This is a genomic window from Sphingobacterium sp. ML3W, from assembly GCF_029542085.1.
In the GTDB taxonomy this organism is placed as follows: Bacteria; Bacteroidota; Bacteroidia; order Sphingobacteriales; family Sphingobacteriaceae; genus Sphingobacterium.
The window spans coordinates 1,330,874-1,346,329 of record NZ_CP107036.1 but is presented as its reverse complement, the minus strand read 5'-3'; the positions used below and the strand labels follow the sequence as shown (position 1 = coordinate 1,346,329).

The window sequence follows — 15,456 nt, the reverse complement described above, 5'->3', positions numbered from 1 at the left end:
CTAGCTAACATCCAATTTATAAAAGTAAAATTTTGGAGAACATATTCTGTAAAATAGTGTTTCTTATACAGTCAGTAAATAACCGTTTCTCTATTAAGCAATTTCTTTATGACATATAATATCCCCAGTCATCTTAAAGGTCTGAGTCAGGAAGAAGTAAATCGTGCCAGGGCAAAATATGGGTTTAACCAGTTGGCGGCAGGCCATAAAAGTACCGGGCTGGAATTGCTTTTGGGAGTTTTAAAGGAGCCCATGCTGATCTTACTGATCGTTATTTCACTGATCTATGTGATTGTGGGCGACTATGCTGAAGCAGCTTTTATGTTGGTAGCGATTGTGGCGGTCACTGCGATCTCATTCTATCAGGACAACCGTAGCAAGAAAGCGTTGGAAGAGCTTGAAAAACTCAATGAACCCCTGAGTGTGGTCATCCGAGATGCACAGGTGGTCAAGATTCCTACACGGGAAATTGTTGTAGGCGACCTTTGTATCACAGAAGAAGGGCGCATGATAAATGCAGATGGAATTATAGTGCACAGCAACGATTTTTCGGTGAATGAATCGTCCCTCACAGGAGAGAGTTTCTCCGTGTTCAAGGATAGTACGACAACCGATAATTTCGTTTATAGCGGCACAATAACAGTGTCGGGACTTGCTGTTTTTCAAGTACAAAAGATAGGCAAAGAGACGCGCGTCGGCAAAATTGGCGAATCCATACGAACGATAAAAGAAGAGATCTCGCCTTTGCAGGTCCACATCCAAAAATTTGTCAAGGCAATGGCAATCGTTGGACTCGCTATTTTCCTGCTGGTCTGCCTCTTTAGTTATCTGGATACGCACAATATCGTAGAGAGCCTGCTCAATGGGCTGACATTGGCGATGTCTGTACTACCCGAGGAGATTCCTGTCGCATTTACAACATTTATGGCACTGGGGGCATGGAAACTCATGCGCGAGGGTATTATCATCAAAAGGAGCAGTATTGTAGAGACCTTGGGGAGTACCACAGTAATCTGTACCGACAAAACAGGTACCATTACGGCCAACATCATGCAATTAAAAAACCTGTATGATTATCATTCAGATACGGTGTATGCTGAAGGTGAATTTGAGCATGAAGCACTTCATGAGCTTATTGACTATGCAATGTGGAGCAGCGAGCCCGTGCCTTTTGATCCCATGGAGATCACCTTGCATAAAATATACGAAAAAACGCAAAAAAATGATTTAAGAAGGAATTATCAACTGTTTCATGAATATCCGCTGGAAGGCAGGCCGCCCATGATGACCCACCTTTTTGAAAATAGTGAGCATGAGCGGATCATTGCGGCCAAGGGGGCACCCGAGGCGATACTCAGTGTTTCCCAGCTCTCCGAAGCCGATCGAGGCAGGATAAGAGAGGTGATTAACACTTTTGCTCAGCAAGGTTATCGAATTCTGGGTGTTGCCAAAGCAAATTTTGAAGGAAATGACTTCCCTGCAAAACAGCAGGATTTTAAGTTTGAGTTTTTAGGACTCACGGTATTCTATGATCCGCCCAAAGAGGGGATAAGGGAGGTTTTTCAGCAAATCTATGCTGCGGGGATCAAGGTAAAGGTCATTACGGGCGATAACGCCGAAACAACAAAGGCAATTGCATTGCAAGCAGGAATTGTCAATGACACGCCGGCTGCAAATGGTAGCGAAATCGTTGGGAATACCGAAGATGATATCATAAAGCTAGCTGAGCGGACAACACTATTTACCAGAATGTTTCCCGACGCCAAACTTGCGGTCGTCAATGCGCTGAAAAAGAGTGGTGAAGTTGTGGCCATGCTCGGAGACGGTGTAAATGACGGTCCAGCATTGAAAGCAGCACATATCGGTGTCGCTATGGGAAATAAGGGAACCGAAATCGCCAAATCAGCGGCGGCATTGGTCATTACAAATGATGATTTGCAGAAACTTATTGTTGGCATCGCTGCCGGTCGCCGGATCTATACCAATATCAAAAAGGCTGTGCAGTATATTATTTCCATTCATATTCCCATTATTCTGACGGTATCCTTACCCTTGTTTTTGGGATGGATCTATCCACAGATATTTACACCCGTCCATGTGATCTTTCTGGAACTTGTCATGGGGCCTACCTGTTCTATTGTTTACGAGAATGAACCTATCGAAAGAAATACGATGAAACAACCTCCGAGAGCAATGGGGAAGACCTTTTTGAGTATCAGTGAATTGGGGATAAGCATTATCCAAGGGATAGTGATCACACTTGGAGTCTTATTTAGCTATCAGTTTACTGCCCAGCATGGCGGGAGCGAAGAAAAAACAAGGGCGATGGTTTTCTGTACCTTGATCTTTGCGAATATATTGTTGAGCTATGCCAACCGTTCTTTCTATTATAGCATAGTCGAAAGCTTTAAGAACCGTAATTTTTTACTGGTAGGTATCTCTTGTGTAGTGCTTATCCTGCTATTTGTCATAGTGTACTGTAGGCCGGTTGCTGCTTTCTTTGAGGTAACAGCCCTGAGTGGATCTGAATTGGCTATAGCGCTGGCTGTCGCAAGTGTATCTGTACTGTGGTTTGAAATTTACAAGCTCATGAGGAGGGCGTAGACCATATCAGACTGACATTATTTAGCCTATCGAAAAAAGTAAGGGAAGAGGGTGCAAAATGTTGGTGGTCGATTGTCCAATAATTATTTAAAAACAAATTGTTAGGCAAACATGTTTAATATATAGCTACGTTGTTTTTGTGATAGATAATTTAGCCCATTTATTATTTGTCCTATTGGACCATCTGACATGAAATTAATCATCCAAAATATGGTGAGCCGCCGTTGCAAAATGATGGTAAAATCTGAACTCGATAAACTGGGGATAGCCTATACATCTATCGAATTAGGCGAAGTCAGATTAGCACAGCCTATTTCTGAGCATATTAAACTAAAACTCCAGGAAGCCTTGCATCAATCGGGACTGGAACTGCTCTACGATAAGAGAGCCGAATTGATCGAAAAGATAATCAGTATTATTGTCGAAATGATCCATTATTCAAAAGAAATTCCTGAGGTTAATTTTTCGACTTTATTAAGTGACAGACTAAAAAAAAACTATCATTACCTGGCCGAGATATTTTCCAAAACAAAAGGGGTCACAATCGAACATTTTATCATACAGCATAAAGTAGAGAAAATCAAGGAATTGATCCTTTACGGCGAATTGAACCTCACAGAAATTTCGTATTTACTGCATTATTCAAGTGTATCACATCTCTCCAAGCAGTTTAAACAGGTCACTGGACTGACACCCACATTTTTTAAAAAGCTGCCATTAAGAAAGCGAACAAATCTCGAAGACCTCTAATACCCATAAGACTACCTACCAATTATACAACAATCCATGCGAATTGTATAACGTAATCCGTTTTATAAATCAGATCTTTATTAGGAAGGGACAATCCGGTTGCTTCGTAAATTTTAAGCTGATGAAAACAGATGCAGAATTGCAGAGTGATGTCGAGCGGGCAATCCAATGGGAGCCCCAGTTGCATTTGGCGGAAATCGCTGTTACGGTTGATGGGGGAGTTGTTTCTCTCGCTGGTTATGTGGACAGTTATGCAAAAAAGCTGGAAGCTGAAAATGCCGCAAAGAGAGTGCATGGGGTGCGGGCACTGGTTGAAAATATTGAAGTTCAATTTCCAAGTAACTGGGCAAAGACCGATGCTGAAATTGCAAATGAGGTTTTGGATACTTTGCGTGCTGCCTGGTTAGTTCCGATAGACAAAATCGGGATAAAAATTGAAAATGGATGGGTTACATTGGACGGTGACCTGCAATGGAATTATCAACGTGAAGCAGCCAGAAATGCTGTAAATTACCTAATTGGTATCAAAGGTGTAACCAATAATATAAAGGTTAAATCGGATACGAGTAATGTAATTGAGAAAAAAGATATTGAAGACGCCCTAAAAAGAAGCGCTATTGATGATAGCAATCTCCTTGTGATGGTATCGGGCAGTATAGTTACCTTAAGTGGAAAAGTCAATTCCTGGTATCAAAAAGAAGAGGCAGAACGGATCGCATGGAACACGCCCGGTATATGGGAAGTTAATAACGAGCTTTCCATTGATTATGAATATGCCTTTAGTTAATAAGAGAGATTGTTTATATAATAATCCAACAGACAAGAGCCACCATATATAAATAATAATAAAAACAACTATACTTAGGAGCATTCTCAAACGAAATGCTTTTAAGTATTTTTATTTAACAGTGATTACTTTAACTTTCATGTTGTCCACTGGCGTTTTCAATTGCTTTACTAAAATGCGAGACTCATCCTATTTCTTGTCTACGATTATTTCTAACCGTTAAAGTCCAGATTTCTAATGGTATCATGTTCTTTTTGTCATTAGAACTGCTTACTGGACGGAGGACGAAAGTTTTTGAATTTATAGAATCCTTTGTAATAGTAAGTCTTACAGTTAAAAGAGCATGATTATGTCAAACGATAATTATATGTTTTTTGGGATGCACCTTATTTGGTGGGTGGTCTGGTTATGTTTCATCTTTTGGATCTTCTTTATCCCTTATGATATCCCGGGGGAGAGAAAAAAGAAAGATTCTCCGTTGAACCTTTTAAAAAAGCGATTGGCTTCCGGGCAGATCAGCATTAACGAATATCGGGAGGCAAAGAAAATGCTTGAGGGCTAATGATAAAGGAGATGAAAAATGTTGTTCCACCCATCGTTGCCGATACAGCTTCGGCAAAGAAAAAAATAGCTGTAATCGTAGCACACCCGGACGATGAAACCCTCTGGGCCGGGGGAACCATCCTTGGTCACTTGGATTGGCAGGTATATGTGATCAGCGTGTGTCGAGGCGATGATCCTGATCGGGCCTCAAAATTCAATGCGGCACTTAGGGTGCTACGCGCAGAAGGAGCAATGGGCTGTCTGGACGATGGGGTCCGACAGATACCATTGAGCGCATCCGAAATTCAACATACCATTCTCGCACTGTTGCCACCTATAGTATATGATCTGGTGATCACCCATAATCCTTCGGGCGAATATACTTATCATCGAAGGCATGTAGAAGTCAGCGAAGCTGTCATAAAACTCTGGAAAAAGCGCAAAATAAAATGTAAGGAACTGTGGACATTTGCCTATCATGATGGAAATCGTCAGTTTTATCCACGACCAAATAAAACCGCCCCAATAAAAAATCAGCTCGACCTCGCAACTTATGATATCAAGTATGAGATCATGAATAGGGTCTACGGTTATCCAAAAGAGGGCTGGGAGGTGATTACAACGCCGAGCACAGAGGCGTTTTGGTCGTTTACAGATACGGGCAAGGCCATGGCTTGGCTATCCAAGGGAGGAGTGCTGGCATGAGAGTCTTATTATTATATGATTATCCACCCTCACCGGGTGGCTTGTCCACGCAGGGGGATCTACTCTATAGGGGCTTGCTCGACATCGGTGTTGATGTCCATGCGGCACATTGGCAGTCTGATCAGGAGAAAGAATGGTATTATGACTGGTTCAGACCCGATGTCGTTGTCGGTATCGGTTATTGGGGACATGTACCGGCCATAGTTGTGCATCCACAACTTTTTGGACAACGAGCTGTACCTTGGCTTGTCGCCGACGGATACATCGCCAATTACAGAGATACTCTCAACCAGTTGCCACTTATCTTGGTCACCTCCAATTGGGTAAAGCAAATGTATGTGAGAGATGGTATCGCAGAGGATAAGATCGAGGTGCTCCCCGTAGGTTGTCATACGGATTCCTTCGTTCCTCATCCAAGCAACGACCCCAAGATCCTTGCGGTACGGCAACAACTTGGGGTGTCTCCAGATGAGATTATGATTCTGACCGTTGGTGGGGATGCGGCTTCAAAAGGATCAAATGAAGTCATGGAGGCACTAGCCTTAATCGACAAAGATGTGCCTCCATGGAAGTATGTATGCAAAGTATGGCCACAACCCCGCACTTCTTTTCAAAATCAATATGATCACGATCTCGCCGAAAGGCTGGACATCAGTAAAAAAGTAATCTATGCCACCAATACCATATCACGGGATTTTATGCCTTATCTGCTCGGCGCTTGCGATATCTATGCTGCACCTTCCAGACTGGAAGGCTTTGGGATGCCTCAGGTAGAGGCTGGTGCATGTGGTAAGCCGGTGATTGGTATCCGGGCTATGGGCATGCTCGATACACTCGTGCATGGTGAGACTGCCTTATTGGCGGGAGTGGCCAAGGAGATTGTCGTCGACAAAGTCACTTTGGGTGCTGAATCCGGTTATGAAGATAATCACGTGATCCAATTTGATGTGCCTCGTACAGTGGACTATAGAGCAGATGTCAATGATATAGCAGATTGCTTGCTGGCCTTGATGCGAGATACTTCGCTCCGTACGGCAATGGGCGCAGCAGGACGGAAAAGGGTCGAAGAGCGGTTTGACTACAGGGAGGTAGCCCGGCGCTTTGTTAAAATAATAGAACAATATTTCTAGTTCAACTAAATTAAAGAGCAGATGCTTACAGAAAACCAACTTGAGGCGATAGATGCCGCAAAGATAGCGGCTGAAGGCGTATTGTTAAATAATAGCAATGGGCCATTTCATCATCTCCCGCGTACTGCCGCCTGGGGATATCCGGAGCCCTACAGCCGCGATCTTTTATTCTCTATCCTCGGTATTGCTAGTACGCATAACATACAGCTTTATGACAGCATCAAGAGTGTTTTGGAAGTCTTAGCCGTCACCCAGACCGTACATGGCCATATCCCATCCATCGTGTGCGACCCTAATAATTTGGGTGCCAGCGATACAACACCACTGTTTCTGATGGCGGTGGGGATATATCGTAAAATGACCGGAAATGCTAATTTTCTTGAGCAGGCTGTTAACAAATCGCTAAATTGGATGAGGTATCAGAGCCCCACGGATGACGGAATGGTCGCCCAACAGCCTACCAGCGACTGGCGTGATGAGCAATGGGTACTGGGATATGGACTCTATGTTAACGCCATATATCACAGTGCGCTCCAGCTATTAGGCAATCAGGAGCGGGCAGATAAGCTCGCCAAAGGAGTGAATATCCTGTTTGTAGGACAATATCCGTATTATGCCTTATGGACATTTAAACTATACCATAGCGACAGGTTTGATCTGTTAGGTAATAGCCTTGCCATAATTGGTGGAATAGCATCTGCGAAAAAAGCAGATACAATCATAGACTGGATCGAATCCTCCTGTGAACTCATGCGGAAGGACGGGATTTTGGCGGTGGACCTTCCGCCCAATTTTTTTCCATTTATTTATCCCGAAGATCGCGAATGGCATGAACGGTACAGGCAGTTTAATCAGCCCGGTGATTATCATAACGGCGGTATATGGCCATTTATTTGTGGGTTTTATATCGCAGCCCTCGTGAAAGCTCAGCGATTTGACCTCGCTGAGGCAAAGCTTGTGGTCCTCACCGCACTTGTCACGAAGGCGGTAAATCATCGTTTGGAATATGGGTTTAATGAATGGCTCAAAAGCCAGGAAGGAACACCTTATGGGCAGGACTGGCAGACCTGGAGCGCGGCCTTATATTTATATGCTGCACAATGCGTTCAGACCCGGACCGTGCCATTCCTGTAGCATTGAGAGGTGTCAATTAGACTGATATCAAAGATCTTATGCCTTGGACGATTGTCATTTGCGACACTATTTAGTATCGAAAAAGAAGGTGCCCATTTCGACACCTTCCCGCATAGTTTGTGATTTTTGGCGAAGTTTTCTTATTTTTTAAAATGTAAAAATGCCGTTAAAGCCTACCTTATTTGATTGACAATAAGGCATGATGAGTATCTTCTTGCCCATGTTATTTCCTAACAATTTTGACATTGCGGGAAAAGACCAGTAGGCAACTTCAGTTGACAATATCCCTATTCCTGCGCCAGCGACCACGTCGCCGACCCAATGTTTATCATTGAACGTACGATAGGTACCCGTGAATATTGCAAAAGGATAGCCAAGCAAACTTAACCAGAGATTATTGCCACGATATTCGCGAAACATGAAATGCGCTGTAGCGAAGGCGGTGGCGGTATGACCGGACGGAAACGACAGGTTATTGGAACCATCGGGTCGCTGCTCTTTGACCAGGTGTTTGGTAGGTGTCACAATGGCTGTTGAAATCAGCAGTGAGGTTGCCAAAATTATGCTTCGATCTTTAAAGCCATGTTTACCCTCTACACCGAAGGCATTTAATCCATAGACTAATGCTCCGGGAATAAACTGCGTATAATTATCAGCTTTAATACGTGAAGGACTATGTTCGCCAATTTCAAAACGTGTGGAATTATTCAGTTCTTTTAATCGGTCATTGGTGAGGCTAAGAACACCATATCCAATACCTATCGCTGGAATAATCAGCTTTTTGTAACTAACCTGATAAATTTCATCCACAGAATCTTCCTGGATAAAGTTGTTCCTAAATAGCGTATCTCGATTCGGATTATCGGAACTTCCAAAAGCTAAATTCACGAAAAGTGAAAATATTGGTACAATTACGGTTGCTATTTTCATCTACTTAAATTTAATATTCAATGATACAATATCGGAGGTCATTCCAATTACTCTTCATCTTCTGCTGTATTTTTGAGCTGCATCAAAAGGGTGTAGGCATTTTTGCTCACGATTTGCTTGCCCCGGAAATCCTGAAAGTTCAATACCCTAACCAGGCCTTTTTGAGGTTCCTCTATGGATATACCTGTCATCCGGTAATTCCTATTTCCTTCTGAGACAAATACAAAACTTTTGCCTTCAAAGTCCACGATACTTTCTTCAGGGAGGGAATGCCCAAATGTCGCAGTCGTTTGAACCTCGGCATTCATATACAGCCCGGGAATTAGATCCGGATCATATCTATCCAGATGACAGTGAACATCGGCCATACCATTTGGATCAATATCCTTACTGATCAGATGGATCTTTCCATTGTATTTTTTATTGGGGTTGGTATTGGAGTAGGCCAATAGCGGCTGCCCGGGAAGCATCCGCTCAAGGTCTTTTTCGTAGACCTTGAGGTTAAGATGAATGTCATTCGGATTGATCAGTTCGAAGAGTATATCCGACGGGTTTACATATTTTCCGATATTGACATTGACTTTGCTCACATAGCCATCTATACTGCTGTATACAGGTGCACTTTTACGAATATTGCCAGCAGCAATTGTACCAGGTGGGATATTAACGAGCTCAAGCTGTCTGGCAAGTGCATTCATAATGATTTGCTGGCTGTTCATCTCAGCTCGGGCCTGTTGCATTACCTTATCACTACTCGCTTGGTTATGGTTAAGCTCTTTTTGGCGTATGTAGTCGAGCTCGGCAAAGTGTAGTCTTGATTGTGCAGCAAGATAATCCTGTTGGAGCTGTACAAACTGTGGATTTTCTACGATTGCAATTACTTCGCCTTTGGACACCTTCATTCCTGGAAGTAATTGTGTACGCTTGAGATATCCGCCTAGGGGGATACTTACAGACACCATATTCTGCGGTGGGACATCTATTTTGCCATTCAGTTTTAGGAAGCTTACAACAGCTTGGTCCGAAAGTGCCACTGTTTCGATTTGAACATTCCGGCGCTGGGCATCCGTTAAGGAAACGAGATTTTCGTCCTTTGGATTATTGGCCGTCATTGGTTTGTTTTCCTTATTTCCACGACAGGAAATACTGACACAGAGCATGACTCCAATTGCCAGTAGATAAACCATATATTGAGATAAAAGATTTTTCGTTTTCATTTTTATTGATTTAGCATGATGTAATGAAGCTGAATGGCACTTTCGTTGAGCTGCCACAACGCATCTGCATAGTTGCTTTTTAGCGAGATTGCCTGATTGACTAAGGTGACAAGTTCGAGGTAGTTGATGGCACCGTTGGAAAATTGTTTCTGCGCCATTTCAAAGATCGTATCTGCATTTTTGAGTTCGGATGTCTCATATTGGTCGATAATATCGAAGCTGCTCTTGTAGCGCTGCGAAAACTCTTGTTTTCGTCTCTCGAGTGCAAACTCTGCATTTTGATATTCATCTTCTGCTATTGCTTCGGCCAGGCGCGATGCCTCTACCCGGGCCTTTTGTCCTTTGGAAAATACGGGTATAGCAAGGCCTACCTGCACTGAATGGAATCTTGGGTTTGCATCGTATGTTCTGTTATCCGGACCTACACCCTTAAAACTGTTCAGATTATAGCCTAATTGCAGTTGGGGGAGGAGCTTGGATTTTTCAACTGCTGTAGCCTGGTCGGCGACTATTTTCCCATGTTTCAATACCTTGAGCAAAGGATGATTTTCTATCGAGGGTGGGTTGAAAGCTACTTTCCCAGTTGAGGCTGGAGTATACATGAGGTCGGTATTCAGAAGCCATTGAAACTGGGATTGAAGCACCTTTATCTCAGCATCTACCTGTCTCAATTGGATTACAATGGCGGTATTTTGATTTGTGGCTGTAGCGCTTTCCAGTGCATCACTTTCGCCCGCTTTCTGTCGAAGAATAGTTTTATCAAGAAAGCTGCTATATAGTGACAGTGCTTCGTTCAATAGCTCCTTTTTTTGTTGCCAATACAGTATATTGTAATAGGTAAGACTGACGGCTTTTTTCAGTTCAAACTCTTTGAGCGCTACATTCAGCTGGCTCTTTTTCCACTCTTCGGTATACCGGGCGCGTAGCTTACGGTAGACAGCCGGAAAAGCAAAACGTTGTACCACGCTGAGCTTAGCGTCCTGGTAGGCACTATTGATCTGACCGTAATCCAAGCCGATCTCTGTCTGTGGAATATCTGCTGTGGATGTACCGATTAGTGCTTTGGCGTAGGCAGCTCGCAATTTTTCACTTTTTAAACTACGGTTGTTTTGCAGGGCGAGGACAATGGATTGATCCAACGTGACAACAGTCTGTGCATTTGAGTTTTCAATGCTTAACAAGGCAATGACAAATAATATTGGAGCAATAACCTTCGGTTTTAGCTTAGTACCTCTAAATCCCTTTTCTATCACTACATAGAGCAGCGGAAGTACGAACAGCGTTAATAACGTAGCGATGAGCAGACCGCCGATGACCACTGTCGCCAATGGACGTTGTACTTCTGCTCCTGCACCATCGCTCAATGCCATCGGTATAAATCCCAAAGAAGCCACTGATGCAGTCATCAAAACGGGGCGTAAACGATTTTCGCCTCCGTCCACCACTATGCGTACAATATTATGTATGCCACTTTTTTGAAGTCTATTGAATTCCGATATCAGTACAATGCCATTCAGGACAGCAACTCCAAATAGCGCAATAAATCCAACTCCGGCACTGATACTAAAAGGCATTCCGCGTAGTGCCAACAGAAAGACTCCACCAATAATGGAAAGTGGAATAGCACTGTAAATAAGCAAACTTTCCTTAACTGATTTAAAAGCAAGGAATAATAGGATAAAGATCAGTGCCAATGCGATAGGAACAGCAATAAGTAAGCGCTGTTTGGCATTGTTGAGGTTTTCAAAAGAGCCCCCATATTTGATGGAATAGCCTGCCGGCAGTTTGATCTCTTGATCGATCTTAGCTTGCAGGTCGTGTACAATACTCTGCACATCTCGATCTTTGATGTTAAACCCCACTACAATCCTACGTTGCGCGTTTTCGCGTTGGATCTGATTAGGTCCCTGAACGATCGCTACACTAGCCAACTGCGAGAGTGGAATCTGATTGCCAGCAGGCGTAGGGATCAGGAGATTGCGGACATCGGTCATATTCTTCCTGTCACTGGTGTCCATACGCACCACCATATCAAAGCGTTTTTCATCTTCAAAAACCAAACCTGTAGGCTGTCCTGCGAAGGCTGTATTGATCGTCTTGTTGACTTCAGCGATGGAAAGATGATGTTGTGCGATCATGGGACGATTGTATTGTATCACGACTTGTGGAAGTCCGGCAATAGGCTCAATATAGAGATTTTGAGTACCTTGAACCGTTTCTATAATTTTGCCTATCTTCTGGGCATGTAGCGCCAGTGAATCCAGATTGTCACCAAATATTTTGAGGACGACATCTTGGCGGGCACCTGTCATCAGTTCATTGAACCGCATTTGTACGGGGTACTGAAAACCGGCCGTAATACCGGGAACATCCGTCAATGCTTTGCCCATTTTTTTGGCGAGTTCAGGAAATGTATGGGCCGAGGTCCATTCTTTCTTGTCCTTTAGGATAACCATCATATCTGAGGCTTCCATGGGCATGGGGTCAGTCGGAACCTCACCGCTACCTATTTTAGTCACTACTTTTTCTACCTCTGGAAAACGGCTTTTTAAAATATGGGCGGCCTTCTGGGTACTTTCAATCGTTGTCGTTAGATTACTCCCGGGAAGGACACGTGTATCTACCGCAAAATCTCCTTCCTCCAGTGACGGAATAAATTCGCCTCCCAAACGGCTAAGAATGATGATAGCCAGAATGAAAAATGAAATGACAACTGCAAAAATAACTCTTGGAAACCGAAGTACTTTGAGCAGTACATGAACATAGATCTTTTCCAGCCTTTTCATCAGCCTGTCCGAAAGGGAAGGCTTGCTACTTCTGGCCCGTAGTAATATTGCGCTCATCATCGGAATATAGGTGAGAGATAGGAGGAACGCGCCCAATAAAGCAAACGCGACCGTTTCGGCCATGGGTTTGAACATCTTACCTTCGATTCCCTCCAGCGTCAGGATCGGAAGGTACACGACCAGAATGATGATCTGTCCAAATACTGCACTGTTCATCATCCGGCCGGCAGATACTGTGACCATATTATCCATTTCTGCAGCCGACACTCTGAGTAGGCTTTTAAATCGCTGCTGTTGCAGGAGCTGATGCATCACTGATTCGACTATGATTACCGCTCCGTCAATGATCAACCCAAAATCCAGTGCTCCCAGACTCATCAGGTTGCCACTGACACCAAACAGGTTCATCATGCAGATGGCAAAGAGCATGGCCAAAGGAATGACGGAAGCGACGAGCAGTCCAGCCCGTATATTGCCCAGAAATAGCACGAGCACAAAAACGACAATTAGCGCGCCTTCCAAAAGATTTGTCTGCACGGTATTGATGGCATTGTTGACCATCTTGGTGCGGTCAAGAAATGGCTCTATGATGACTCCTTTGGGCAGTGTTTTTCGAATTTCTTCCACTTTGGCTTTTACATCAGCAATGACCTGGCTGCTATTGGCCCCTTTGAGCATCATCACGATCGCACCGGCAACTTCACCATTGTCGTTATAGGTCATTGCGCCGTATCGCGTTGCATAGCCAGTCTTTACCTCAGCAATGTCGCGGATAAAAATAGGGAGGTCGTTTTGTTTACTTGTGATGGCAATATTTTGGATATCCGCTATGGTGCCGACAAGTCCTTCGCTCCGAATGTAGAGGACTGTCGGTCCCTTTTCAATGTACGCACCACCAGTATTCTGATTATTGGTATTAAGTGCATCAAAGACATCGTTAATTGTAACCCCATAGGCATTTAGCCGGTCAGGATTTACCGCAATCTCATATTGTTTGAGTTTTCCTCCGAAACTACTGACCTCAGCAACTCCCTTGACACCGAGTAGTTGCCGTCTGACAATCCAGTCCTGGATGGTACGCAGCGCTGTCACATTATATTTCCGTTCGTACCCCTGTTGGGGGCGAACGACGTATTGGTAGATTTCGCCGAGACCCGTAGAAATAGGCCCTAGCTGAGGTTGGCCTATGCCCTGTGGAATTTCCTGCTGTACCTGTTGGAGCCGTTCGGCGACCTGCTGCCGGGCCCAATAGATATCAATATTATCTTCGAATACAATGGTTACAAGGGATAGCCCAAATCTGGAAAAACTCCGGATTTCCTGTAATCCAGCAATATTGCTGTTGGCCTGTTCAATCGGGAAGGTAACCAGCCGTTCGATATCTGTCGCTCCAAAAGAGGGCGCAATGGTAATGACCTGCACTTGATTGTTGGTAATATCGGGAACGGCATCAATAGGCAATTTAGTCACCTGGTAAGCACCGACACCGATTAAGGCCAAAATCAATAATGCAACGATGAGTTTGTTCTTGACAGAAAACTCAATGATTTTCGTAAGCATAATAAATAGATTCTGTTAAATCGTAAATCCTTGATGAAGATAAATGCCTATACAACGATGGAGCAGGGGCGATCAACCAATAAAGGGAATTGCGCTCTTACCGATAACAAAACGTCGTATAGCGGATTCTTCATCCGAAATAATAAGAAGAGGGTCTGATTAACAGAATTTTGGCGGCTGCCATATTGAATTGAGGAATGTATCATCTACAAACTGATCATTCCGGACTGGTGTATTATCAATTTCTTCAGGTAGGGACCTGTTTTCAATTTCGATCTTGACAATTGGCGGGCACACAAAAACAACACTATAAGATGTTGTGTGCATCATAAAGGGAAGTCGTTGGTCTTCGTCATAATCATCATCATGTGGATGGTTCTGCAGATGATCACCATTGTAGTGCACTTTTAAAAAATCAACTACAGACAGCGCTGGGTTCTTCTCCTTATGCTCAAAATAATGCTCTATCAGCAGCGGAAATCTCAGCAGTTGCGAAATTTCAGTTGCGGACGCGATATAAATCGTCAAAAAGCATATAGCAAGCAATCTTTTCATCCTAAACAAAGTTATTAAAAATAATAATTCATTGTATCGGTACTGTCTGAAGTTTTTTGTTTTTCCTTCGCAAGAGAAAGCTACATCATGAAAGTCATATTTGTATGTCGACTCTTTCATCATGTTGCTGTTAGGTTTGGTCAGTAGTTTTTTCCTCTTCCAAACGAACAGATCTGTAGTCTGCTCTATAGTCGACAGCGTTTCGTTTCTGCTGGTGGCAAAAAAATATAGCTATTTTATTAGAACTATTTAGATTAACCTATTGTCTATCTTATGAAATCTCAAAGTGAGATGATATAAACTATATTTTATCAATCATTGCAGTGGCACTAAAAAATCAAAGATGAGCAAAAAAATAATTATTTGCGATGATGAGGCCCTAATCTTAGATGTATTAGCTCTAGCCTTGACAAATGATAAAACCGATGTTATCGCAACAACAAAAAATATGGAAATAATGCCCCTTATAGATGCCGTTAGGCCTGATCTGTTGCTTACGGATCTCCAGATGCCAAAGGTTTCTGGTGATACGATCGTACGGGAAATTCGCAATTCGGAAAAATTCAGCCAGTTGCCCGTGATCATAATGTCGGCAAGCTCATTGGGTGAACAGGCAGCCAGGGACTGTGGAGCAGATGGGTTCTTGGCAAAGCCTTTTGATCTGGATGATCTATATTTTTTGGTAGACAAACTGTTGCGGGCGTGAAAAATAGTCAATTTAAAGCGGGAATGGTCAACTGCGTTCCCGCTTTAAA

At 43.4% G+C, this 15,456-nt stretch carries 12 protein-coding genes; 8 read left to right on the top strand and 4 right to left on the bottom strand.

The window, feature by feature from the left end; genetic code table 11:
* Window positions 1–108: 108 nt before the first annotated feature.
* The 7 genes from OGI71_RS05755 (at window position 109) to OGI71_RS05725 (ending at window position 7,653) form a co-directional block, all read left to right on the top strand.
* Window positions 109–2,604 (top strand): cation-translocating P-type ATPase, encoded by a 2,496-nt coding sequence (locus OGI71_RS05755; RefSeq protein WP_282254422.1) that lies wholly within the window; start codon window positions 109–111, stop codon window positions 2,602–2,604.
* A 189-nt stretch (window positions 2,605–2,793) separates the two neighbouring features.
* On the top strand, window positions 2,794–3,354 hold the full coding sequence (locus OGI71_RS05750; protein ID WP_282254421.1) for an AraC family transcriptional regulator: 561 nt from the start codon (window positions 2,794–2,796) through the stop codon (window positions 3,352–3,354).
* Window positions 3,355–3,475: 121 nt separating this feature from the next.
* Window positions 3,476–4,141, top strand: a complete 666-nt coding sequence (locus tag OGI71_RS05745; RefSeq protein ID WP_282254420.1) for a BON domain-containing protein — start codon at window positions 3,476–3,478, stop codon at window positions 4,139–4,141.
* A gap of 349 nt (window positions 4,142–4,490) precedes the next feature.
* Window positions 4,491–4,703, top strand: a complete 213-nt coding sequence (locus tag OGI71_RS05740; protein ID WP_282254419.1) for an SHOCT domain-containing protein — start codon at window positions 4,491–4,493, stop codon at window positions 4,701–4,703.
* An 11-nt stretch (window positions 4,704–4,714) separates the two neighbouring features.
* Complete coding sequence (locus OGI71_RS05735; protein ID WP_282254418.1) at window positions 4,715–5,389, top strand: PIG-L family deacetylase; 675 nt, start codon at window positions 4,715–4,717, stop codon at window positions 5,387–5,389.
* The gene (locus OGI71_RS05730) at window positions 5,386–6,519 is read left to right on the top strand and encodes a glycosyltransferase family 4 protein (RefSeq protein ID WP_282254417.1); all 1,134 of its coding nucleotides are present in this window, start codon (window positions 5,386–5,388) and stop codon (window positions 6,517–6,519) included. The genes OGI71_RS05735 and OGI71_RS05730 overlap by 4 nt, the downstream gene beginning before the upstream one ends.
* 21 nt (window positions 6,520–6,540) lie before the next feature.
* The gene (locus tag OGI71_RS05725) at window positions 6,541–7,653 is read left to right on the top strand and encodes a glycoside hydrolase 100 family protein (protein WP_282254416.1); all 1,113 of its coding nucleotides are present in this window, start codon (window positions 6,541–6,543) and stop codon (window positions 7,651–7,653) included.
* Window positions 7,654–7,800: 147 nt separating this feature from the next.
* On the opposite strand, the gene OGI71_RS05720 is transcribed toward OGI71_RS05725, so the two are convergent.
* From OGI71_RS05720 to OGI71_RS05705, 4 genes are all read right to left on the bottom strand, one after another.
* The gene (locus OGI71_RS05720; RefSeq protein ID WP_282254415.1) at window positions 7,801–8,583 is read right to left on the bottom strand and encodes a phosphatase PAP2 family protein; all 783 of its coding nucleotides are present in this window, start codon (window positions 8,581–8,583) and stop codon (window positions 7,801–7,803) included.
* A gap of 47 nt (window positions 8,584–8,630) precedes the next feature.
* Window positions 8,631–9,800 carry an efflux RND transporter periplasmic adaptor subunit gene (locus OGI71_RS05715; RefSeq protein ID WP_282254414.1) on the bottom strand — a complete coding sequence of 390 codons (1,170 nt, stop codon included), beginning with the start codon at window positions 9,798–9,800 and terminating at the stop codon, window positions 8,631–8,633.
* A gap of 2 nt (window positions 9,801–9,802) precedes the next feature.
* Complete coding sequence (locus OGI71_RS05710; RefSeq protein ID WP_282254413.1) at window positions 9,803–14,146, bottom strand: CusA/CzcA family heavy metal efflux RND transporter; 4,344 nt, start codon at window positions 14,144–14,146, stop codon at window positions 9,803–9,805.
* Between the two features lie 159 nt (window positions 14,147–14,305).
* Window positions 14,306–14,701, bottom strand: coding sequence for a hypothetical protein (locus tag OGI71_RS05705; RefSeq protein ID WP_282254412.1), 396 nt, complete (start codon window positions 14,699–14,701; stop codon window positions 14,306–14,308).
* Window positions 14,702–15,044: 343 nt separating this feature from the next.
* Here OGI71_RS05705 and OGI71_RS05700 point away from each other — a divergent pair, with 343 nt between their 5' ends.
* Window positions 15,045–15,407: a response regulator gene (locus tag OGI71_RS05700; RefSeq protein ID WP_282254411.1), complete on the top strand. Its 363-nt coding sequence runs from the start codon at window positions 15,045–15,047 to the stop codon at window positions 15,405–15,407.
* Window positions 15,408–15,456 lie beyond the last annotated feature (49 nt).